This window comes from uncultured Sulfitobacter sp. (assembly GCF_964021855.1).
Lineage (GTDB): Bacteria > Pseudomonadota > Alphaproteobacteria > Rhodobacterales > Rhodobacteraceae > Sulfitobacter.
In genome coordinates this window covers 1-21,554 of record NZ_CAXHZD010000013.1, presented here as the reverse complement: position 1 = coordinate 21,554, position 21,554 = coordinate 1, and the positions used below count along the sequence as shown (strand labels likewise).

General features: G+C 54.6%; 23 protein-coding genes. 21 read left to right on the top strand and 2 right to left on the bottom strand.

Annotated elements, in window-relative coordinates; translation table 11 throughout:
* Positions 1 to 67: 67 nt before the first annotated feature.
* From AADJ11_RS19930 to AADJ11_RS19900, 7 genes are all read left to right on the top strand, one after another.
* Positions 68 to 2,098 carry a 3-hydroxyacyl-CoA dehydrogenase NAD-binding domain-containing protein gene (locus tag AADJ11_RS19930; RefSeq protein WP_341236157.1) on the top strand — a complete coding sequence of 677 codons (2,031 nt, stop codon included), beginning with the start codon at positions 68 to 70 and terminating at the stop codon, positions 2,096 to 2,098.
* 39 nt (positions 2,099 to 2,137) lie between these two features.
* Complete coding sequence (locus AADJ11_RS19925) at positions 2,138 to 3,157, top strand: TRAP transporter substrate-binding protein (RefSeq protein ID WP_341236156.1); 1,020 nt, start codon at positions 2,138 to 2,140, stop codon at positions 3,155 to 3,157.
* A 60-nt stretch (positions 3,158 to 3,217) separates the two neighbouring features.
* Positions 3,218 to 3,739 (top strand): TRAP transporter small permease subunit, encoded by a 522-nt coding sequence (locus AADJ11_RS19920; RefSeq protein WP_341236155.1) that lies wholly within the window; start codon positions 3,218 to 3,220, stop codon positions 3,737 to 3,739.
* Entirely contained in the window at positions 3,736 to 5,088 is a 1,353-nt protein-coding gene (locus AADJ11_RS19915; protein ID WP_341236154.1) for a TRAP transporter large permease, read from the top strand. The genes AADJ11_RS19920 and AADJ11_RS19915 overlap by 4 nt, the downstream gene beginning before the upstream one ends.
* A 29-nt stretch (positions 5,089 to 5,117) precedes the next feature.
* Positions 5,118 to 7,163 carry a phenylacetic acid degradation bifunctional protein PaaZ gene (paaZ, locus tag AADJ11_RS19910; protein WP_341236153.1) on the top strand — a complete coding sequence of 682 codons (2,046 nt, stop codon included), beginning with the start codon at positions 5,118 to 5,120 and terminating at the stop codon, positions 7,161 to 7,163.
* A 285-nt stretch (positions 7,164 to 7,448) separates the two neighbouring features.
* Entirely contained in the window at positions 7,449 to 7,664 is a 216-nt protein-coding gene (locus AADJ11_RS19905; protein ID WP_341236176.1) for a helix-turn-helix transcriptional regulator, read from the top strand.
* 71 nt (positions 7,665 to 7,735) lie between these two features.
* Positions 7,736 to 7,924 (top strand): hypothetical protein, encoded by a 189-nt coding sequence (locus tag AADJ11_RS19900; RefSeq protein WP_341236152.1) that lies wholly within the window; start codon positions 7,736 to 7,738, stop codon positions 7,922 to 7,924.
* A 5-nt stretch (positions 7,925 to 7,929) separates the two neighbouring features.
* Here the strand turns inward: AADJ11_RS19900 and AADJ11_RS19895 are convergent, their stop codons facing one another.
* The gene (locus AADJ11_RS19895; protein WP_341236151.1) at positions 7,930 to 8,505 is read right to left on the bottom strand and encodes a hypothetical protein; all 576 of its coding nucleotides are present in this window, start codon (positions 8,503 to 8,505) and stop codon (positions 7,930 to 7,932) included.
* Positions 8,506 to 8,638: 133 nt separating this feature from the next.
* Between AADJ11_RS19895 and AADJ11_RS19890 the strand changes: the two genes are divergently transcribed.
* The 13 genes from AADJ11_RS19890 (at position 8,639) to AADJ11_RS19830 (ending at position 19,881) form a co-directional block, all read left to right on the top strand.
* Complete coding sequence (locus AADJ11_RS19890; RefSeq protein WP_341236150.1) at positions 8,639 to 8,953, top strand: hypothetical protein; 315 nt, start codon at positions 8,639 to 8,641, stop codon at positions 8,951 to 8,953.
* Positions 8,954 to 9,110: 157 nt separating this feature from the next.
* Entirely contained in the window at positions 9,111 to 9,587 is a 477-nt protein-coding gene (locus tag AADJ11_RS19885) for a lytic transglycosylase domain-containing protein (RefSeq protein WP_341236149.1), read from the top strand.
* A 14-nt stretch (positions 9,588 to 9,601) separates the two neighbouring features.
* Complete coding sequence (locus AADJ11_RS19880; RefSeq protein WP_341236148.1) at positions 9,602 to 9,883, top strand: TrbC/VirB2 family protein; 282 nt, start codon at positions 9,602 to 9,604, stop codon at positions 9,881 to 9,883.
* A gap of 4 nt (positions 9,884 to 9,887) precedes the next feature.
* Positions 9,888 to 10,166, top strand: coding sequence for a VirB3 family type IV secretion system protein (locus tag AADJ11_RS19875; protein ID WP_341236147.1), 279 nt, complete (start codon positions 9,888 to 9,890; stop codon positions 10,164 to 10,166).
* A complete protein-coding gene (locus tag AADJ11_RS19870; RefSeq protein ID WP_341236146.1) occupies positions 10,141 to 12,534 on the top strand; it encodes a type IV secretion system protein B4 in 2,394 nt (797 codons plus the stop codon). Before AADJ11_RS19875 ends, AADJ11_RS19870 begins: the two co-directional genes overlap by 26 nt.
* Positions 12,535 to 12,730: 196 nt before the next feature.
* On the top strand, positions 12,731 to 13,843 hold the full coding sequence (locus AADJ11_RS19865; RefSeq protein ID WP_341236145.1) for a lytic transglycosylase domain-containing protein: 1,113 nt from the start codon (positions 12,731 to 12,733) through the stop codon (positions 13,841 to 13,843).
* Positions 13,840 to 14,607, top strand: coding sequence for a type IV secretion system protein (locus AADJ11_RS19860; protein WP_341236144.1), 768 nt, complete (start codon positions 13,840 to 13,842; stop codon positions 14,605 to 14,607). Before AADJ11_RS19865 ends, AADJ11_RS19860 begins: the two co-directional genes overlap by 4 nt.
* Complete coding sequence (locus AADJ11_RS19855; RefSeq protein WP_341236143.1) at positions 14,604 to 15,035, top strand: hypothetical protein; 432 nt, start codon at positions 14,604 to 14,606, stop codon at positions 15,033 to 15,035. Before AADJ11_RS19860 ends, AADJ11_RS19855 begins: the two co-directional genes overlap by 4 nt.
* Positions 15,036 to 16,049, top strand: a complete 1,014-nt coding sequence (locus AADJ11_RS19850; protein ID WP_341236142.1) for a type IV secretion system protein — start codon at positions 15,036 to 15,038, stop codon at positions 16,047 to 16,049.
* Between the two features lie 18 nt (positions 16,050 to 16,067).
* Entirely contained in the window at positions 16,068 to 16,736 is a 669-nt protein-coding gene (locus AADJ11_RS19845; protein ID WP_341236141.1) for a type IV secretion system protein, read from the top strand.
* 3 nt (positions 16,737 to 16,739) lie between these two features.
* Positions 16,740 to 17,471, top strand: a complete 732-nt coding sequence (locus tag AADJ11_RS19840) for a TrbG/VirB9 family P-type conjugative transfer protein (protein WP_341236140.1) — start codon at positions 16,740 to 16,742, stop codon at positions 17,469 to 17,471.
* A gap of 2 nt (positions 17,472 to 17,473) precedes the next feature.
* The gene (locus AADJ11_RS19835) at positions 17,474 to 18,904 is read left to right on the top strand and encodes a TrbI/VirB10 family protein (RefSeq protein ID WP_341236139.1); all 1,431 of its coding nucleotides are present in this window, start codon (positions 17,474 to 17,476) and stop codon (positions 18,902 to 18,904) included.
* Between the two features lie 38 nt (positions 18,905 to 18,942).
* Positions 18,943 to 19,881, top strand: a complete 939-nt coding sequence (locus AADJ11_RS19830) for an ATPase, T2SS/T4P/T4SS family (RefSeq protein ID WP_341236138.1) — start codon at positions 18,943 to 18,945, stop codon at positions 19,879 to 19,881.
* Between the two features lie 145 nt (positions 19,882 to 20,026).
* Here AADJ11_RS19830 and AADJ11_RS19825 read toward each other — a convergent pair whose 3' ends face one another.
* On the bottom strand, positions 20,027 to 21,307 hold the full coding sequence (locus AADJ11_RS19825) for an MFS transporter (RefSeq protein WP_341236137.1): 1,281 nt from the start codon (positions 21,305 to 21,307) through the stop codon (positions 20,027 to 20,029).
* On the opposite strand from AADJ11_RS19825, the gene AADJ11_RS19820 reads away from it, so the two are divergent.
* Positions 21,306 to 21,554 (top strand): hypothetical protein, encoded by a 249-nt coding sequence (locus AADJ11_RS19820; RefSeq protein WP_341236136.1) that lies wholly within the window; start codon positions 21,306 to 21,308, stop codon positions 21,552 to 21,554. The genes AADJ11_RS19825 and AADJ11_RS19820 overlap by 2 nt on opposite strands.

The following is a 21,554-nucleotide window of genomic DNA, read 5'->3' as shown; positions in this document are numbered from 1 at the left end:
GCATAAACCGTCCGGTTGGTCAATTAATTTAATGGTAAAATGATTCTCGCAACCGAAAGTGCTCAACATGTCCAACCCGGAAATTGTAAGCGTTAGGTTCGACAATGATGTTGCGTGGGTGACGATAGACAATCCGCCCGTCAACGCAACGTCGGCGGCTGTTAGGTCGGGGCTGCTAGAAGCTGTAAAGCAGGTTCAAGGTGCTCGAGCTGCCGTTCTGATGTGCGCAGGGAAAACCTTTGTGGCTGGCGGGGATATGTCAGAATTCGATGCGACCCCGATTAAGCCAGACTTGCCGGATGTTGTTCAAGCTATTGAGGATAGCAAAACCCCGTTTATCGCCGCAATGCATGGCACCGTCTTGGGTGGAGGCTTTGAGCTTGCTCTGGGCTGTAGCTGGCGGATTGCCGAGCAAGGGACGCGTTTTGGATTGCCTGAAGTAAATGTTGGCTTGATCCCGGGCGCTGGCGGCACACAGCGTCTTCCCCGTTTGATCGGGATGCCGCTGTCAATTGAGATTGCAGCAGCGGGTCGTATTGTTGATGCAAAGACCCTTCAGAATGCTGGCGGACTCGATCTGGTATGTGACGGCAACTTAGATGAGGCTGTTCGAAATTTTGCGGCAAATCTTCCCGATCGACCGCTAAAATTAAGCGAGCTGCCTCCAGTGTCGTTGCAGGATATCGATCTTGGCAGCTATCGAAAAACGCTGGCCAAGAAGGCAAAAGGGCAATCGTCCCTGCTGCTCAACCTCGAAGCGCTTACTTGGGCTACATTACCATTTGATCAGGGCCAATCGAAAGAACGCGCTCGTCATGTGGAATTGAGATCCTCTGAAGAAAGTAAAGCACTGCGTCATGCATTCTTTGCTGAACGCGCTGTTTCCAAACCTGCGGCGATCAATGACGGAGATCCCCGAGCAATCGAGCGGGTTGTCGTTGTCGGTGGCGGATTGATGGGTGCTGGCATTGCAACTGCCGTTTTATCTGCTGGACTTTTCGTGACCATCATCGAACGCGACGACACCGCGGCAACTGGAGCATTGGACCGGGTTCATGCAAATCTCGACAGCGCGTTGAAGCGCGGTAAGATCGATCAAAGCAGATATGATGAACAAAAGAGCAAATTTTCAACCGCAACGACATATGATGCTGCATCCGGCCACGATCTTGCAATCGAAGCTGTATTCGAAGACGTCGCAGTAAAGCAGCAGGTATTTACACAGCTCGCCTCGGTGATGGCATCGGACGCGATTCTGGCGACAAACACATCATATCTTGATCCAGGCGAAATCTTTATTGGGATTGATCAGCCACAACGCTGTGTCGGGCTACATTTCTTTAGCCCCGCGCACATCATGAAGTTGCTCGAAGTCGTGCAGCTTCCGGCAACTTCTACAGATACGTTGGCGACGTCCTTTGCATTTGCAAAGCACTTGCGCAAAGTCGCCGTGCTGTCTGGCGTGTGTGACGGTTTTATCGGCAACCGAATGCTCGCGGCCTACCGCCGCGCTGCAGAGTATATGTTGGCTGATGGAGCTCTGCCTCAAGAAATCGACGTAGCAATGCGTGACTTCGGTATGGCAATGGGTCCATTTGAAGCGCAGGATATGAGCGGCTTGCAAATCGCTCAAGCCAACCGCCGACGCCAAGACAAGGATCGATCGTCCTCGGAACGCTATGTGGAAATTTCGGACCGCCTGTGTGATCTTAAGCGGTTTGGTCAGCGTTCTAGTAAAGGCTGGTATCGTTACGAACCCGGCAATCGGGCAGCCATACCAGATTCTGATGTGACAACGTTGATTGAGGACTATTCCCGAGAAGTTGGCGTTACCAGACGGTCCTTTACACATCAGGAAATACAAGAGACTCTCTTGGCTGTCCTCGCAAATGAAGGTGCCTTGATTGTTGAAGAAGGCATCGCGGAAAATGATGCTGCGGTCGATATGGTCAAGGTTCACGGTTACGGGTTCCCACGGTGGCGTGGCGGACCAATGCATGCAGCCAGCACATTTGATGACGATCGCATCCGTGAATCGCTCGAAACACTATGCGCCGCAAGTCCGGGATCATGGACCCGCGCCAAACGCTACGACTAAACGGCCAGATTCGGTCATAAACCTTGGAGGAGGACAAGAATGTTCAATAAAAAAGTAACTGGGGCGATTGCTGCCCTATTGTTGGGAACAGCAACCAGCGCCTATGCAGAAGCCGAATACACGCTCGTGATTTCGAGCTGGGTTCCGCCAACACACAATATCAATGCCCAGATGCTGCCGAACTTGATCGAGATGATTGAAGAGGCAACTGACGGACGTGTCACAGGCGAAGTTCGTCTTGGTCTGGCCCCTCCCCCCGCACAAATGGATCTGGTTCTCGATGGTGCAGTTGACATCGCCTATATTTTCCATGGCTACCAGCCTGGCCGATATACAGGCTATAAGCTTGTCGAGCTTCCCGGCCTCGACGTAACCGCCGAAGCAGCGTCAGTTGCCTATTGGAATATGTTTCAGGAATACATCGCGCCGTTGGATGAACATCGCGGCGCGAAGGTGATTGGCCTGCATACTCACGGTCCGGGCCAACTTCATACAAGTGGAATGGTAGAAACACTCTCAGATGTTCAGGGTCTCAAGTTGCGGATGCCTGGTGGCGTTGCCACAGATGTTGGCGCCGCGTTGGAAGCCACCGGCATCCAAGTTCCTGCGCCGAAAGTATACGAGACATTGGCCTCTAATGCCGCCGATGGCGTTATGATGACAATCGATAGTCGGCAGGGCTTTCGTTTGACAGAAGTCGCACCACACTACTACGAGATGCCAGGCGGGTTTTTCCGCGGCTCATTTGCTTATGTGATGAATGAAGACACATTCGCTGATTTGCCTGAGGACTTACAGCAAGCGCTGGAAACCGAAGTCTTCGGTGAACCGCTCAGCCGTATGTCAGGTGAAGTTTGGGATGGCGGCGATGCCTTCAGCATTACGCTGACCGAAGACACCGAAGGCAATACGATCACGCGAGCCAGTGACGCTGACGTCGAAGCTTTTGATGCGATCATCGAAAGTGTGACGAACAGTGTCATCGAGGAAGTGGCCGCCAAAGGTATTGATGCCGAGGCAGCGCTTGCATCCTTCCGCGCGGAACTGGGCGTCGAATAACAAATTGTAGCGGGCGCGTAAGCGCGCCCGCTACAACTCATCTCGTGCAGGGAGGCAACGATGAATCCGACACTATCACTCACCGATAGACCCTTGATAAAGGTGTTGATCCAGGTTCCGATCTGGCTCGCTTGCCTTTCGCTCTTTACACTTATGGTCATGACATTTTGCGATGTGGTATTGCGGTCGTCGTTTGACGCTCCTATCGAAGAAGGCACAGAACTCACGCGGATTTTTGTCGCTGTAATGGTATTTTCCGTCATGCCACTCGTGTCTGTGACAGGAGGCCATATCGCTGTCGATTTGACAGACGGTTTCTTTGCAAAGATGGGTCTGAGCCGTATTCGGGACGGTTTAATCAGCCTTGCGTGTGCCCTTATGATGGTCTGGCCCGTATTACGTGTTTGGGCACTGGCCGAAAGAACCAGAGATTTTGGCGACGTCACGCAATACCTGGGCGTGCCACAATATCTTGTCATGTATTTTATCGCATTTTTCATAACTGTCACTGCGTTGGCAATGGCGGTGGCTGGCGTCCTGACTCTCTTCCTACGACCGGCAAATCAAAGGAATCCATTATGACCGCTGCACTTATTGGTTTCTTTATTGTCATCGCACTGGTGCTTGTGCGTATGCCAATCGTTTTTGCGATGGGCTTGGTTGGGACGTTAGGATTCGCCTATGAACGTGGCGGCAGCATCCTTGACGGCCGCGGATTGACTGCAGCTGTGTCCATGGTTGGCCGCCAAATAACGGATACAGCACAAGACTATGGTCTCTCCGTCATTCCGCTTTTCATCCTGATGGGCCTTTTTGTGAACAAGGGCGGTATGGCTCGCGAGCTTTACGCGGTCTCAAACGCTTTTCTTGGTCATATGCGAGGGGGCCTCGCCATGGCGACCGTGGCCGCTTGTGGGGGATTTTCAGCCATCTGCGGCTCGTCTCTTGCGACTGCTGCGACGATGTCAAAAGTCGCAATGCCAGAAATGCGCCGGTTCGGGTATTCGGATGAACTGTCCACCGCATCGATCGCTGCAGGTGGCACACTTGGTATCCTGATCCCCCCGTCCGTCATACTCGTTATTTACGGATTGCTAACTGAAACTTCGATTGGCAAGCTGTTCATGGCAGGGATCATCCCTGGCTTGATGGGCATCCTCTTCTATTTGTTCGCCGTTCGTTGGGTTGTCTGGCGTTCGCCTGACGCTGGGCCAGCAGGTCCTCGCTCAACGTGGGCAGAAAGACTGAAAGCACTGCGATCTGTCTGGGCTGTTTTGCTACTGTTTTTCCTTGTGATTGGCGGACTTTATGGCGCGTTTGATTTCGAACCGATCAACCTCACTTTTTCACCGACCGAAGCCGCTGGAATGGGGGCTATGGGAGCCTTCCTGATCGCGATGGGTCGTGGCGGACTTTCATTTAAAGCGATTGTTGAAGTTTTGACTGAAACGGCCGTCACAAGTGCGTCGTTGTTTGCCGTCCTTATCGGTGCCGCGATATTCTCGAATTTCATCAATCTTGCAGGCCTTCCAGAAGCCTTGATCGGGCTGGTGACGGCTTATGGACTCTCTCCCTATGTCGTCATGCTGTTCATTTTGCTGGTCTATATCGTTCTCGGCTGCGTTTTTGAAAGCTTGTCAATGCTCCTTCTGACGGTGCCGATCTTCTTCCCGTTGGTGACATCTCTTGGGTTCGATCCGATCTGGTTTGGTATCGTGGTTGTGGTGGTTGTGGAGATCTCCCTTATCACCCCACCGGTTGGCCTAAACGTTTTCATCCTTAAAGGAGTGGTGGGTGACGTATCGACCCGCACGATTTTCAAAGGCGTCACGCCTTTTTGGATCGCTGACATCATTCGCCTAATTTTGATTGTCGCTCTGCCAATCATTGCCCTCTTTCTTCCCAATCAAATGGGTGGGATCGGCCATTAGGTCGTTTCAAAATTGCAAAGGACGCCATCATGACATTACTGAACGTAAATAGCTTCGCTGCCGGAGAATGGATCGCTCCCGGAAACGGGTCACGCGACATTGAGAACGCCGTGACAGGCGAAGTGATGGCGCGGGCAGGCAACAATGATCTTGATGTTCAGGCAATGCTGAATTTTGCCAAGAACACAGGTGGTCCAGCCTTGCGCGCGATGACATTTCACGACCGCGCAAAGATGATCAAGGCCCTCGCGCAGAGCCTCGGCCAACGCAAGCAGGAACTTTACGATATTTCCTTTGCAAGTGGTGCTACTCAGTCCGATCACATGATCGACATTGACGGTGGTATCGGGACGATGTTTGTTTTTGCCTCAAAAGGGCGGCGTGAAATGCCCGATGCACATGTATACCTTGATGGCGAGGTCGAGCAGCTCTCTCGAAACGGTTCGTTTTTGGGTCAGCACATATGCACTTCAATGCAAGGCGTGGCCGTTCACATCAACGCCTTCAACTTTCCTGTCTGGGGAATGCTCGAGAAATTGGCACCAACTTTGTTGGCTGGCGTTCCAGCGATTGTGAAACCAGCCACAGCGACGTGCTATGTCACCGAACTCGCTGTGCGGATTATGATCGATAGCGGTATCTTGCCCGCTGGAGCACTTCAACTGGTCGCCGGCGGTTTAGGTGACATGCTTGACCGCTTGGATTGTCAGGACGTGGTCAGCTTTACCGGATCAGCCGATACCGCGTTCAAACTGCGTTCCGCGCCACACATTCTGAAAAACTCGATCCGCTTTGTGGCCGAGCAAGACAGCTTGAATGCATCCGTGCTTGGACCCGATGCTAAACCGGGAACACCAGAATTTGACCTCTTCGTCAAAGAGGTGCAGCGCGAAATGACCACCAAAGCAGGCCAAAAATGCACCGCGATCCGGCGTATTCTCGCTCCCCAAGATGCAGTTGAAGCGGTGATTAAAGCCTTGAGCGCGCGGTTGTCTAAAACAACAATCGGCGACCCTCAGGCAGAAGGCACCCGTATGGGCGCACTCGTCTCCAATTCCCAAAAGCGTGACGTGCTGGAAAAAGCGGCTATCATCGCTCAAGAGGCTGAACGGGTTTACGGTAACCCTGACGATTTTGAGGTGCATGGTGCCGATGCGTCCAAAGGAGCGTTCGTTCCGCCCATGCTGTTCCATTGTGCTGATCCTGATAAAGCCGAACGGGTACACGACACCGAGGCCTTTGGTCCCGTCTCGACAATCATGGGATATCGGGATCTGGATCATGCAACAGACCTACTTAACCGTGGCGGTGGCAGCTTGGTTGCATCTGTTATCACTCATGACGGGGACGTTGCCCGTCAAATGGCTCTGAAATCAGCTGCGTTTCATGGTCGCCTCTATTTCAACAACCGTGACAGCATGAAGGAAAGCACAGGCCACGGCTCCCCGCTCCCACACATGGTCCACGGTGGCCCTGGTCGAGCTGGCGGTGGAGAAGAATTGGGCGGCGTTCGAGGAGTGATGCACTACATGCAGCGCACCGCGATACAAGGTAGTCCCGACATCCTGACAGCGATTGGTGGAACATGGGTGCCTGGAGCGACTGAACAAACCGCGCCTGCACACCCATTCACCCGAACATTTCACGAGCTTCAGATTGGGGAAACAATTCATACCGATCCTCGGGTAGTAACGCTCGACGATATCGAGAAATTCGCCAATTTTACAGGTGACACATTCTACGCGCACATGGATGAAGACGCCGCGAAACGTAATCCCTTTTTCCCAGGCCGGGTCGCTCACGGCTATCTACTACTGTCCTTTGCCGCCGGTCTCTTTGTAGAACCTAATGAAGGACCAGTATTGGCCAATACTGGTCTCGATAATCTACGCTTCATGAAACCCGTGGAAGCAGGGGATGCGATTAAGGTCAGACTGAGCGTGAAAAAGAAAACGCCCAGAAACGACGAATACGGAGAAGTTCGGTGGCACGCGACCCTTACCAACCAAAATAAAGAGCTGGTTGCAGAATATGAGCTACTTACGATGAATGCATATCTTAAAGTTGGGTCTTGAAGCTCTATGCCTGTATCAGCTGTTACGTTTTTCATTTTAAATTCTAGTCAGGCGAGAGCAGCCGGGATTACAAAATACGACCGTAGCGAAGTCCAAAGGTATTGCAGTCCGTCCGTTCATTTTGCGAAGTTCAGCTTACCGATCGCAATGCCACTAACAGCTTCTGCTTGGGAACAATGAACTCAACGATCGGGCATATCATGCCCGGTCAACAAATCTATATCACTGCAAAATGTGACATATATCGCGTGGCTATATATCACGCATCATGTCCGTTTGTTCGGTATGAACTTGCGGGACAGAGTAGCACTGAACATTCAAGACCTGAGACGCGCCCGCAGTCTCAGCCAAGAGGCGCTTGCGCTGCGTGCAAATGTGAGCCGCGGGCATATGGGCCGCTTGGAAAACGCAAAGTTCGCGGCATCTCTGGACCTGCTGGAACGGATTGCCTTCGCTCTCAACGTGGATCCGGAACTGCTTTTTGCGAGCCGGAATGGCTGAATTTCATGGCAGCGAGGTTTTACCATAAACAGTCTCAAACTGAATTGTCACAAAGGTTCGCGTAAGCCGTCATGGACAGCAAGAAAGTGGGTGTTCCTTTCCAAGACGGTTTCCTGACGACCCAGAAAGGCGAATCGCTGGTGTTTACTGACTACCGTTGGAACAACGGGAAGATCTCCAGGCGCTGGTATGTGGATCCCGCCAGTGTGAACCTCGACGATGTAAAAATTCTCCCTTTTTCTCCTGATCGCTCCGGTTGAATGCGTTAATACGAAAACCAATCTGAGTGGCCCATATTGCCTTCATAATCGCCATACTCGACCATGATTGATCTTGTGTAGAAATTGCCATAGCTGCCGTCTGTTGGCATGCTGATCGTCTGACCTCCTTCAGACCCAAATGTAGCTGGCCAGCGACTACGCGATCCATATACCCTTGCAATGTAACGACAGGTTCGGTTCTCATGATCGCAAGACCGGATGGTCCAATCCCACTGCCTTGGATCATCTCGTGGCGTATAGGAACGGCCAGTGAACCATATAACGTGGGTTCGGTTAAGCCACTCATATTCAGGTAGATCAGTGTCGATCGCGCTTTCGCCGCCGGGCCCACCAAGTGCCACTGGCACAGCTGCGAACGTGCATATTCCGAATGGTGGCCTACTCGGCCAAGGCGTAATCCGGCGTATCATGGTTCTATATGCCCGCGCGCAGACAGCGCTCGGTGGAAACCCTCCAGCCATACAAAGCATGATCGCGCAATCAATGTCGTAAGCGCGCGCGCGATTGGGTGCCAAAGTCGTAACCACGGCGCAAACTAGCATAGAAAATATCAACCTCATGACGTCCTCCTTAAGTTGCATTGGCTAAGTTTCAATCATTTTGTAATTTTCTGCAATATGTCGTATTGACTCAATGTGACTTTCCGGATTTGTTAACAAAGACTAGAAGGGCTCTCACAGGGAGAGTCCAAACATGCCGATCAAACGCAGCCAGATCCTGATCACATTAGATGGGGTCAAAGATCTTCAGAAAACTGGAACTGCGTTCCAGTGTCGGTATGAACTCGTGGGGTTCACGGACGATGGGAAGCCGCGCTACCAGTGCATCTACCTGCGCGAAGGCGAACCGGAAGCTATTCTGGTGTCCACGAGGATTACGCCGCTCGGACCGGAAGCACGTTATTTCAACATCTGGCCGGGGCTTTTCAAGCATCACCTTGAGTTTGGCGACGGGCGCGATCTGCGCTTTGACGCTGACTATAATATCATCCTCGAAGGGCCACGCTGACGTTCTCGCATTTCGCGCGGATGGTTCCGCCACTGCGTCCGGGTGGACCTTTCATGGCACGCGCCCGGGGTGGATATCTGGAAGTTCGCCAGAAATTCAGCCTATACTGGCACCTCGAACTGACATCCCACAACGCGCATCACAACCGATACTGGCTTTGATCCATCAAACGGCTGATCGACATCAGAACAATCGCGCGATTGATCAAACAGGACTTACCTCGCGGGATTGGCGTATTCTATTTCAAGCCATGATTGAGGCCGAGAGCGCCTACAATACCGAAGCTGTCAGCCCAAAAGGGGCCTATGGTCTCGGTCAACTGATGCCGGCAACAGCCTCTGATCTAGGCGTAGATCGCCATGATCCTGCCCAGAACCTTGATGGTGCGGCGCGCTATCTATTGGCTCAGATGGCTACGTTCGGCGACGTTGATCTCGCACTCGCGGCATACAACGCAGGCCCGCACCGTGTTGCTGCATATGGCGGCATTCCACCCTTCGACGAGACGCGCACTTACATTCGGCGGATCAGCGCGATCCGTGCGCGTCTGTCCGGTGGGGCAACACCCGTACCAGCAATGCGTGTCGCGGTTACTGCGCCCGCCCGAGCGCCTGTCATCATCGACCTGAACTAATCAAGGAAATTTCAATGCGCCTCCACCACTCACGATACTTGCCGCTCGCCGCCACAACCTTGACGCTACTTGCAACGCCTGCATTCGCGCAGGACTTATCTCCGATCCAAACGATGCTGGAAACTGTCGAGGCTGCCCTCACAGGCCCGATTGGTATTGCCGTTTCAACGCTGGCGGTGATTGGCACTGGCTTCATGTGCATGATGGGCCGATTGAACTGGGGTTGGTTCGCCTCCGTCATCATCGGCATCGTTTTGATCTTTTCCGCGGGTACGATCGTGGATGGGTTCACCTAAACCCATGGCAGAACGCTCCCCCCTTTTTTTGGGTCTGGCCCGCCCACCAAAGTATCTGGGTCTCCCTGTCGGATATCTGGTGATGCTGGCTATGGGGGTCGTTCTGCCCTTTATATGGACCAAGTCCCTCATTTTCTTTCTGATCGGTATCGTCGCGTATCCGATCCTCTGGTTTGTAGCAGACAAAGAGCCGCACTTCTTCGAGGTCTTGCGCGTTGCGTATGGCACGGTTCGCGCCACCAAGAACCGTGCGCGACATGGAGGTGACAGCTTTGGCGCTTGATGATGGCATATTGAACAAGCTTGGTGCTGCCGTGCAGGAAGCTGATGGTGCCGACTTCGCCCGTGAAAGTTATCTGGGCGAACATCTGCCCTACTTCGGGCTGGCTTCCGACAATGTTATGGTTTTGCGCGAAGGCGATCTTCTGGCCACACTGCGCCTCGATGGTCTTAACCCGATGACCACCGAAGATGATCGGCTTGACGCACTCAAACGTGCGGTCGCGGCCATTGTTGCTCAAACGGGAAATTCTTTCGGCTTCTATGTCCATCGCATCTCCGTGCCGCAGGATACTGCCCTGCGTCCAGTTGATGGTGACAACTTCGCAAGCGCGATTGATCAGCGTTGGCAACGGCACGTGAGGAATTTACGCCCTGCGAAACGGCAGATGTATCTCAGTGTTTTACGCCGCCCCGATATATCTTCACGCATTCCTTTCATTCGCACCTTGGCCCGCAAGGCTTGGGTCAAAGACCGGGCGGCGCGCGCGCAGGAACTCAATGAGGTCATGGGCTTTTTCGAAGTTGCGCTCTCTGCGGCCAATCCTGTTCGATTGACATGTCATGGTGGTGAATGGCTCGGCTATCTCAATACGCTCAATGCTGGAAGTTTCTCTCCGATCGCGGTGGGGCAGAGCGCCCTGCCCCTCTCTCACACGCTGAGCGACTGTCGTGCTACATTTGATGGGGATGTCGCCAAGATCATCTGTGCGACAACAGGCGCCGTAAAATACGGTGCGCTCTTTAGCATCAAATCCTATCCCGCGTTCACGGACGTCTCCCTTTTGGACGCACTCGATCTGCCGCTCGACATCGTCATAACCAACTCGTTTAGTCCGATCCCGAATAATATCATGGCCGAACGCATCCAGCGTATTATCCGCCAAATGCACGCGTCTGATGATGCGGCCGTCTCATTGCGCGAACAGCTCAGTCTTGCAGCTGATGACCAAGAGGCCGGACGGATCGCGTTTGGCGACCACCATCTTTCAATTGCCGTCTATGCGCCAGATCGCAACACACTGGAGCGCGCGGCGGCACAGATCAAACGTGTGGGTCAAGAGATCATGGCAGTTATCGTGCGCGAAAACATGGCACTGAAAGCCACCTATTTTGCCCAAAGCCCTGGAAACTTCAGCTACCGCGCCCGCAAAACGCCAATCTCTTCGATTAATTTTGCCGATTTTGCCGCATTGCACGGCGGTGTCGAAGGGCGGAATGCGGACCAATCGCCATGGGGGCAGACGATTTCTTTTCTGCCAACAGTCGGGACCGCCAGCTACCGCTTTAACTTCCACGAGGCGGGCGAGGTCGGCAAAGAGCCGACCGTTGGTCATACACTGGTTCTGGGGCGCACTGGGACTGGCAAAACCTTGACCACGGCATTTCTAACGGCGCAGGCGCAACGGGTTGGCGCACGCCTTTTCTTCTTTGATAAAGACCGCGGCCTAGAAATGGCCGTGCGCGCACTTGGTGGACGCTACAACGAAATCAGAGCAGGTGTTCCGACAGGGTTGAACCCACTTGCCTCGGAAACAGACGAACGTGGCCGCGCCTGGCTATCGGACTGGTTGTCCACAATCCTGTCGCGGAGTGGCGATCTGACGGGCGAACAATCGCGGCACATACAAAGTGCAGTAGGTCAGAATGCGGGGGCCGGCGGCGCACTTCAACGCTTCGCAAGCTTCGAGACGCTTTTCCAATCACTCGACGACGACGGTGAGTTGCAGTCACGCGTTGCCGAATGGGCGCCGGGTGGCCGCTATGGATGGGTATTCGATGAACCAAGCATTGGCCAGCGCCTCGATCTGGCGGGCGATATCGTTGGGTTTGATATGACCGAGATCCTCGACATGACAACGGAGCGAATGGCTGTCCTCTCCTACATCTTCCGCCAGATTGAGCGGGTCGTCGAAGATCGCCACCCGACCATCATCGTCCTGGACGAGGCCTGGAAACTGCTGGACGATCCTTATTTCGGGGCGCGATTGGAAAACTGGCTTGTCACCCTACGCAAGATGAACTGCGTCGTGATTATGATGACGCAGTATCCCAGCCAATTGCGCGACAGCCGTGTCGGAAAAACCATCGTCGAGACCGTGCCGACACAAATCCTCTTTCCAAACGATCGGGCAACTGTCGCCGATTACGACTTCTTGCGGGTGAATGCCAAAGAAGCCGCGCTTCTCGTCCAGCCCACAGTTGGCCAACGTATCGCGTTGATCAGGTCGGCTGGGGACAGTGTTTTCGTGGATTCCGATCTCTCTGCACTTGGCGATCTGCTGCCTATTCTTGGCGGTGGTGCAACCGGTGAAGCCCGTGTCCCCGCTGACTGGCGCAGCAATCCTGACTTCTGGAGACCTCAATTATGATTAGAACAGCGTGCATCTTATTCACGGCATTTGGAGTTTTGGGCGCCTGTACCCAATACACCGATCAGACCTCTCCCTGCTTCGGTCGCGACGGTGCAGCCGTGGTAACACGCGCCGCGGTAGATCTCGTCAACCAGAATGACACCGAATATGCAGCACCCAAGGACTGCCAGTTCGAAGAGCTGACCGTTGCTGTATGAGGTGTGCAGCAAACATTCGTCTCGGCTTTAGCCTCATACTGGCGACAGGAGCAGCCAGCGCCCAAGGTGTGCCAACGCAGGACAACACCGCCATCGGGCAAGCGATTGCACGCGTGACAGCGTTGGGCGATGACCTTGGCGTCCAATCAGACATAAACGCCACTGCGAATTCACTTGCTGACGTCCAAGCCGAGCAACTCATGGCGTTGGAAGCGATTTCGGCAGCGATTACCGGCCCAGGTTTTGACATTCGTGCACTTGAAGGCAACGCCGATTTCGGTGTGGCGGCTGTATATCCCAACACGGATTTAAGCCCGATGAACAACCGCCTTTTTGGGGAGGGGCGCGAAACTGTTGAGATGATGATTGTGCAAGTTGCTGGCGAATATGCCGGCGCGCCCGGTGTTGCGCGCGCAGGGCTCTCATCGACCCAGTGGCGCTGCCTGTTTCAAGCTCTGATCAAACAAGAGAGCAGATTTAACATCACCGCCGAAAGTCATGTTGGCGCTTATGGTTTGGCGCAGCTGATGCCTGGCACAGCCTCCGACCTTGGCGTCAACCCGCGCGACCCCATGGACAATCTACGCGGTGGCGCTCGTTACATCACTACTCAGCTGAACCGTTTCGGCAATATTCCACACGCGCTTGCGGCCTACAACGCAGGTCCGGGACGCGTCATCGAGTACGGTGGGGTGCCACCCTTCGCCGAAACGCAAGGCTATGTCCGGAACATTTCCAAGTTCTACAATGAATACCTCGCCGTTGTTGGTGGTGCCGATGCGCTTGGAACCCTTTCATCCTCAGATTTTGCTTTGGCAGAATACGCCAACATCTCGGATGCAGGTGTTTATTACGCCGCTGACAGTCACGCGACGACCCAGCAAGTAATAAATCGCCTGCGCGCGATCATCTTGCAGATTGATGCACAACCGAACGCAAAGGCGGCGTGGGAACTCAATACCTACGCCAAAGCCGAGATCGGCCGTATCCTGAATTTGCGGGTGCGTCTGATGGCTGCCAATCAGCAACGCGAAGCAGCACATGCCCAACACCTTGTTGCTGATCGCCTGGCCGAGCGGGAATTTATGCAAATGGGAGTACCAAATTGAAGAAATTACTGCTCAAAGTCCCTGTCGTCCTGATCTTTGGATTTGGTGCCCCTGCCTACGCACAGGGCGTGCCAACATTCGACAATACACAGCTTGGTCAGCTGGTTGCACAACTCGAACACATGGCCGAAGATCTGAATGTCCAATTGCAACAGCTCGCCACGATGCGGTTGGAACTCGAGACCCAGTTGTCGCAGCTCCTGAACCTTGAAGCCCAGCTGACCTCACTTATTGAGGGCAGTGGACTTGGCGAGCTCTTTGCGACAATCGAAGAATTTCGTGCTCTTCGCGGCAAACTGGTCGCACCCCTGAACACCGCACGCGCGTTGGCCGAAGGGGATTTTCTGAGTGGCTTCAATCCCGGTACGCAATTGGAGGCCTCTGTCGAGCGCGTCTTGTCGGGAAGTGGCTTCACTGCTGAAACCCTGTCGACGCTCTCAACATCTCCTGAACCAGCAGACAACCGCATCGCTACGCAAGCTGGATCAAGTGCGATGTTGTCTATTGCCGCTCAGGAAAGTCATACCGAGGCTGGTCAGAGTCTTGAACGCCTAGAAACCATGGTCGGATTGATTGATGATCAGGACGGCCTGAAAGCGGCGGTCGATCTCAACACGCGGGTGACCGCAGAGCTTGGTATTATCCTTACACAGATCTGGCGACTTGAAGCAGCCCAAGGTGTCAGTGCCGGTCAGCTCGGCGTCGTGGATGCGGCGACACTAGCAGATGAACGCCGGTTCAGAACAATGGCGGTGAACCCATGACGAATGGCGCACATCCGGTTGGCACTATTGAGACAAGCTTGATCTACACGTGCTTGATCGGGCTACTTTGTTTCACAACTGCACTGGCACCTTCGGCCATTGTCGCAGAGGAAGCGCCATTCAACTCTATGGCCGTTACGCCTGATAGTGTGGAGGAATGCCAGGTCCCGCGCCCGCCCGAAGACCTCGCCGAAACCGCTTATCTTCGCAACGGCTATCGCGCCATTTTGCGTATCCTTGTGGCAGAGGAAGGCTTTGAAACGAAGACATGCAAATGCCTCCTTGACCAATTTACATGGGAAGCTGCCCTCAACGAGCTTCCCCGATTTCGAACGTCGGACAACCCGCGTTTGCCCTTCAAGGTTCTGGACCTCTACGCAATGGCAGATGCACTTGAAGCCGAGCGCATGGAGGCATGTGAAAACTAGATGGGGATCATTCGCGACATTCTGGGGCAGGTCGATGCGGCGGTCGATACAGTCGCACAAGACGGATTCGTTCAATCTGCCGGATCGGTGGGAAATGTCATTTCTGCCGGAGCAATTTTGCTCTTGGTTCTTCTGGGCATTAATGTCGTGATGCAGCTCAAGCCGATGACGTTCGGCAGTGCTTTTGCATTTGGCACCAAAATTGCCCTCGTCGGGATTTTTGCGCAAAGCTGGGACAATTTCAGCGTCATCTACGGCATAGCCACCCAGGTTCCGGAATCGATCGGTGCATCCATCCTCGCCCTGACAGGGTCTGGCGACGAGGCGGGGGTCTACGAGAGCCTCGACAACATGGTGGCACGCATTACCGCCTATGGCGATACCATCGGCGATCAGGCCGGCTGGGTTTTCGGCGCAGTTTTGGGGGCGATCTTCTTTGTTCTCTCAGCCCTCTTTGCTGCCGTTACCGCAGGCATCATTGCCTTCGCCCGGATCGTCTTTGCTTTAATGATCGTCATCGCGCCTTTCATGATCATCACGTCCCTTTTCAAGCCAACCCAATCACTGTTCGAGGCTTGGACGCGCGCCACCATCGGCTATGCCTTGATGCCGGTTGCCGCGGCCGGAGCCGCCGGGATTGTCGTCGCAATCGCCGAAGCTATCGGTGACGCTTCCGCCGATCCAGCAGACGTCGAAACTGTAAGCCTAATTCTCCCATTTCTGGTTATCCTCTTGCTGAGTGCTGGGATCATGGCCTCGGTTCCATATATTGCCTCCAACCTCACCGGGGTAATGGGGATCGCCTCAAACGCGGTTGGTTTGACAGGTTTGGCACGCCGAGGCGTTGTAAATGCCGGGGAATACAGCGCGGGCGGTGCCGCTCGGCTTGCCACGGGTAAGACTCCGAATGAACTCAGGCAGGCAGGCAGCGGTGGCGTAGTGAAGACCGGACAGGCCGTTCGTCATACGCCCGGAGCACTATTATCGGCCGCCAAATCATTTCGTCACTCCTGATCTTGAAAGCTTAATTCCTTGACCAAATCGACAATTCAGGACCGAGACGCATTTGAAGTGGACTTCATCTATGGCCCCCGCAGACGCGAGCGTTTTGCCTATTTCGTGGCCGCCGCCGGTGTTTTGGTTGGCTTGGCTGGTATCGGTGCCGGCGCGAGCCTGTTTCCGCTGAAATCCATCGAGACCTTTGTCGTCGTCGTTGACAAGGAAACCGGTGAGATGGACCGCGTTGCAGCAGTGCAGCCACTGTCTCTTAGCGAAAGCGATGCGATAATACAGGCCAATCTTGTGGCCTATGTCGATGATCGCGAGACGTATGACCTGACTGATGGCGAGCAACGGATCAACTCTGTGCTTGAGCGTTCGGATGGGGATGCTGCCCGCACCTTGCGGGATTTGTGGACCTCGTCCAACGAAGAATATCCCATCACCGTCTATGGCCGTGACGCGATCATTGAAGTCGTCATTAAATCGGTCAATCAGATCGAGCCCGGCGTGGCGCAAGTCCGCTTTACCCGCACCCTGCGCCGCCCCCGCGACACCCGGACCGTCACGCGGAGTTACGTCGCCACAGTCGGTTACGACTTCCAACCAGAAACCCGCCAACGTCTGCAAGACGTCTGGGCAAACCCCCTGGGCTTCGTGGTCAAATCATATCGCGTTGATGCCGAGACATTGGAGAACTGACCTTTGAAGACTACTGCATTAATCACAGGCTTGGCCTGCGCCCTGTTCGCCACATCTTTGCAGGCGGAGAATGTGCCACGAGGAGGTTCACTCGACACCCGTGTGCGCACAGCCACATATGCGGAGAACCAAGTCTTCGTGATCGAAACCGATTTGCGCCATTCAACTACGCTGCATTTTGGTCAGGGTGAACGTTTTTTGTTTATTGATGCGGCGAACACCGAGAGCTTTCAAGTCGATCCGATCCCCGAGCTTGGCAACGTGCTGACCATCAAGCCGCATGTGCAGAATGCCTCAACGAATATGACGGTCATTACCAACCGGCGAACATACTCTTTTCATCTTCGAGAGGGTGCTATCCCAGGCCGCTCGGGAATGTTCTTTGAAGTACGATTCAGATATCCCGAAGACGAACGGCGTGCCGCTGCAGCAAGTGCGGACCCCAAGGGGTTCGAAGCGCCGCGCAACTATAATTACCGCGTCGCAGGAGACGGCGATTTTCGGCCTACGCATATTTATGACGACGGACGCTACACATATTTCACCTTCCCCGAAAATGGACGCCAACCAGCACTCTTCAAAGCTGATCAGCAAGGTCGCGAGCGTACCGTGAACTGGACGCAACAAGGTAATGTAGTGCGGGTCTTGGGGGTGAACCAATACTGGACCTTGCGCATCGGCGAAGAAGCAATTTGCGCCTATCGCGATAACAGCGCCATCTATGTGAGCAACTGAGCATGACTGACCGTGAACCGCCTGACCTGCAGAACCGCCTCGATCAATTTGGGCAACGCAAGAAATCGAAAAGAGGTAGCAGCTTTGGCGTGGGTGCACTGGCCGTGTCTCTGGCACTGGGTGGAGCCGGCGTTGCCTATTATTTGGCTGCAAATTTGCAAGAGACAGACGGTGGTCTGGAGACTTCTGACGTGGAAACCTTTCAGGATCAACGAACCGGAAATGGCGGGCGTCTGGAGTTCCCAGCGGATGAGGCCGAACAACAAGTCAACGACGCATTGATTGCGGTCGAGGAGGCGCTTGATGTCCCACCCCCGGCCCCGGTGCCCGCGCCGACTACAGAGGTGCTGAATGAACTTGCACGCCTGCGCGAGGCGCTGGCAGCTAGCCAAGCCGCACGCAACGCCGAAATACAGGAAGCTGTCGCCGACCTGCGTGAGGCCTTTGCAAGCCAGACTGAAGCGCTCGAAGCCTCCATCGCCGAAAAGGAATCTGAACTTATCAACCTACAGCGTCAAACGGATGTCAGACTGTCAGGACTGCAAACCATACTGGACGCAGAGCGGGCCCAGCGTGAGGGGTTGGAGGCCGAGATTGCGCGTGATGGACTGATCGCAGATCAACGACTTCTCGAAGAACGCCAGCGCCAAGAAGAAGAGCAGCGCCATCGAGAGGCTGCGCGAGAAGCACAAGAATTATTGACGGCTCAAATCACATCACCCGCTGTGATCTATGCCGATGGCCCCCGTGCGGCTTCAGCAGGGACAGGCGATAAAGGTGCTGTATTAGGGGTAGCACCCGAAGGGCCAGTCCTTTCTGAGAATGAACAGTATCTGCGCAATGGCGGTCAACCGCTGGATGTCCAAGAAGCCACGCGCATGACCTATCCTGAACGGACCCTTTCACAAGGCTCCGTCATTCAGGCCGCATTACAAACAGCAATCAACAGTGATCTCCCAGGCAGCGTGGTTGCAGTCATCTCCGAGCCAGTGCCAGCATTTGCCGGCGATCAGATTTTGATACCGCGTGGTTCCCGTCTCTTCGGGCAATACCGGTCGGGGATCGAAATGAACCAAAAGCGCATACTGATACTTTGGACACGCGTTTTGACACCCGATGGCACGTCGATTGAGATAGCTTCCGTTGGTGGTGACCAATTGGGCCGCTCGGGTCTGACTGGATTTGTCGATACGAAATTTGCAGAGCGATTTGGCGGGGCCGCATTGATTTCTGTCATTGGTGCCGCACCTGCCGTGGCTGCTGAAAGTTCGGACAATGAAACGACCAGTATCGTCCTTGGTGACGTCGGTGCTGATCTGGAAGATGCTGTCGGCTCTGTTATTGCCGAGCAAATCTCTATTTCACCCACTATCTACGTCGATCAGGGCGCATCAGTAACCGTGCTCGTGGACCGAGATGTGGTGATCTATTGAGTGGCACCCCATACCCAACGTCCTACCTCGAGCGGTACTTGGCACCGTTTCAGGAGTTACTGAGCCGCGATGACATCGTAGAAATTGCCATAAACCCGGATGGCAAAGTATGGCTGGAGTGTGCGGGGGACGCCAATATGCGTGACGAAGGGCAGATCGTCGATCCCGTTGCCGCCCTCAATATGGCACAGACAATTGTTGGCGATGCCAAAGCTCGGGTGTCTGAGAAAAACCCGTTGGTGTCTGGTAAGGTTGAATACGCAGGCCGTCCACTTAGAGTTCAGGTTGCTGTTCCACCCGCTATTGAACATGGCGCGTCGATTACAATCCGCCTCTTTGCATCCGGCAATGCGACAGACTATGCGCCCGCTTATCTCTTTGGAAAAGCCGTTTCACTGGACGCCTTGCGGGCGGAGAAAATGAAAAACATCGCCTGCCTTGCAGAGGCAAATCTCGAGGGCGCACTTGAGACACTTGTCAAAGCGCGGCTCAACGTGTTGATCAGTGGCGGAACCTCAACAGGCAAGACTACGTTTGCACGTCATCTGCTAACTCATGTCGAACAGGCCGAAAGGCTGATTACCATTGAAGATGCACTTGAACTCTTCCCTAGTCAGCCAAACACGGTAGCACTGCTTGCAAATCGCGCGAACGGCTCGCAAAGAAGCGCAAATGCCCTTTTTCAAGCCTCGTTGCGCATGCGGCCCGACCGGATAATAGTGGGTGAGCTCCGCGGGGCCGAGGCGCTGACCTATCTGGAAGCGATTAACACCGGGCACGGGGGATCGGTTTCTACAATCCATGCCGAGACAGCAGAACTCGCAATTGATCGCTTGGCAATCATGGTGCTTCAGGCAGGAACGCCTCTGACCTTTGCCGAGGTGCGGGAATATATCCGAAAGTCGATCGATGTGATCGTCCAGCTAGGGCGAGCGGAAGGAAAACGCGGGATTACGGAGTTTTTCCTGCCGGGCTGAATTGAGCAAGTTCGGTGAAGCATCGTCATTCGCCGCACCGCGGGTGCACTTGTGGTTTGCGGACAAAGTGTAAATTCGCTGCGGCTGCACCAATGTCGGCTTTGGAAACGACATTCTAAAATATCTGCTTTCGGGGCGGCGTTGCTTACACGAGAGATGTCTTCGAGGTGGTGCGACTATGCCCAGTACCAGATGTGGCTGGCGTGTCGGAAGCGCTCGCTTCAGGGTGCAAAACGCCGACGGTCTGAGTCCCTTGAACTGTGATGGGCTGTGCGATCCCGGTATCCTCGGGTGCCGCACTGCGTAGCACGCGCACCATGGCCACCGCCACTGTCAGCGCACTCACGATGCCAAGAAGAATAGGCACCCCAGCGGTGCCAATAATCGCGAGGCTCGCAGGACCTGCAAATGCACCGAGCAGAATGCCGATGTTTAGGGTGAGAACCAGCGACCCGCTTGCTGCAATGATCTGGGCAGGGACAAGGTGGTCGTTGGTATAGGCGACGCAAAGCGAATAGACGGGCAGAACACTCGCCCCGAAAAGGGCGGCAGCGAGCAGTATAGCATCCCCGAACCCACCCATCACAAGGACTACCGAGGTGAAGGCGGAGACGATAGACAGTCCTGCGACAACATAGCGGCGATCCATGCGGTCTGATATCAGCCCGACGGGAAACTGGGCGATAGCACCCGAAATGGTGGCGACGACGACCAGCAACGTGGCCTCGGCAGGACCCATACCCAATGCAAGCCCGTAAAGCGGCAAACCGATGTAGACGATGGCCTGCGCCACCCCGTTCATTGCAGATCCCAGCACACCCATCGAAGTGATACCCGCAAGCTCGCGCAGCGACATGCGCACCGGTGGTACATAATCAGGTGCCGGGTTGTTCGACAGCAGTACGGGCAAAAACGACACCGAAATCAGGATCGACGCAAAGCCGAACATCATCGCGCCCGCATTTTCATCTCCACCGGCAAGCGCCTGTCCCGCCGACGCCCCCGCCATCTGGACGACGAAATAGATCGACAACACCATCGCGCGCGACCGATTGGGCGTGCGTGCGTTCAACCAGCTTTCACAGATGACATAGAGACCCGGAAAGCAGAAACCGGACAGCATCCGCATCGCCCCCCAAGTCCACACATCGATGGACATCAGGTGGACGATTGCCGTGATCGAGCACAGCGAGCCAAGCGCGGCGAAGGCCCTCACGTGTCCCACGCGCGCGATCAGTCTTGGGGCATAGACGCAGCCCACCAACGCACCCAGCGGATACCCCGCCTGCATCAATCCGATGGACGATGACGACATGCCCGCAGCGGCACCCCGCACGCTCAGCAGTGTGACCAGCAGCCCGTTTGCCGCCATCAGCATGAGCATTGCTGCGAACAGCGCCCAATTTCCTTTGATGGAGTTGATCATGGTATTGGTACTAGCGAACCTGCCGTTGCAGGGCATGCCCGTTTGCGACTTCATTGAGGAACTGTCGTCGCGCACGGAAACGACATTCCCAGTATCGATACTTCGTTCGAGACTTCAATTAACGCAAAAGGATTGGGCATTCTTCAAGTTAGCCGCCGTGAATGCTGGGCGCAGCATAGATCGAAATGGGCTGATTTTGTTGAAAAAGTCGTTGGATTTGACGTTGCGCGTTGAGCTACTGCGCTGA

Excerpts from the sequence above, each read along its gene's own strand:
- AADJ11_RS19875 (WP_341236147.1), top strand. The coding sequence starts at position 9,888 with ATGGCAGAACGCTCCCCCCTTTTTTTGGGTCTGGCCCGCCCACCAAAG.
- AADJ11_RS19825 (WP_341236137.1), bottom strand. The coding sequence starts at position 21,307 with ATGATCAACTCCATCAAAGGAAATTGGGCGCTGTTCGCAGCAATGCTC.
- AADJ11_RS19870 (WP_341236146.1), top strand. The coding sequence starts at position 10,141 with ATGGAGGTGACAGCTTTGGCGCTTGATGATGGCATATTGAACAAGCTT.
- AADJ11_RS19915 (WP_341236154.1), top strand. The coding sequence starts at position 3,736 with ATGACCGCTGCACTTATTGGTTTCTTTATTGTCATCGCACTGGTGCTT.
- AADJ11_RS19905 (WP_341236176.1), top strand. The coding sequence starts at position 7,449 with ATGAACTTGCGGGACAGAGTAGCACTGAACATTCAAGACCTGAGACGC.
- AADJ11_RS19850 (WP_341236142.1), top strand. The coding sequence starts at position 15,036 with ATGGGGATCATTCGCGACATTCTGGGGCAGGTCGATGCGGCGGTCGAT.
- AADJ11_RS19895 (WP_341236151.1), bottom strand. The coding sequence starts at position 8,505 with ATGAGGTTGATATTTTCTATGCTAGTTTGCGCCGTGGTTACGACTTTG.
- AADJ11_RS19900 (WP_341236152.1), top strand. The coding sequence starts at position 7,736 with ATGGACAGCAAGAAAGTGGGTGTTCCTTTCCAAGACGGTTTCCTGACG.
- AADJ11_RS19820 (WP_341236136.1), top strand. The coding sequence starts at position 21,306 with ATGGTATTGGTACTAGCGAACCTGCCGTTGCAGGGCATGCCCGTTTGC.
- AADJ11_RS19890 (WP_341236150.1), top strand. The coding sequence starts at position 8,639 with ATGCCGATCAAACGCAGCCAGATCCTGATCACATTAGATGGGGTCAAA.
- AADJ11_RS19880 (WP_341236148.1), top strand. The coding sequence starts at position 9,602 with ATGCGCCTCCACCACTCACGATACTTGCCGCTCGCCGCCACAACCTTG.
- AADJ11_RS19865 (WP_341236145.1), top strand. The coding sequence starts at position 12,731 with ATGAGGTGTGCAGCAAACATTCGTCTCGGCTTTAGCCTCATACTGGCG.
- AADJ11_RS19855 (WP_341236143.1), top strand. The coding sequence starts at position 14,604 with ATGACGAATGGCGCACATCCGGTTGGCACTATTGAGACAAGCTTGATC.
- AADJ11_RS19925 (WP_341236156.1), top strand. The coding sequence starts at position 2,138 with ATGTTCAATAAAAAAGTAACTGGGGCGATTGCTGCCCTATTGTTGGGA.
- AADJ11_RS19920 (WP_341236155.1), top strand. The coding sequence starts at position 3,218 with ATGAATCCGACACTATCACTCACCGATAGACCCTTGATAAAGGTGTTG.
- paaZ (WP_341236153.1), top strand. The coding sequence starts at position 5,118 with ATGACATTACTGAACGTAAATAGCTTCGCTGCCGGAGAATGGATCGCT.
- AADJ11_RS19930 (WP_341236157.1), top strand. The coding sequence starts at position 68 with ATGTCCAACCCGGAAATTGTAAGCGTTAGGTTCGACAATGATGTTGCG.
- AADJ11_RS19835 (WP_341236139.1), top strand. The coding sequence starts at position 17,474 with ATGACTGACCGTGAACCGCCTGACCTGCAGAACCGCCTCGATCAATTT.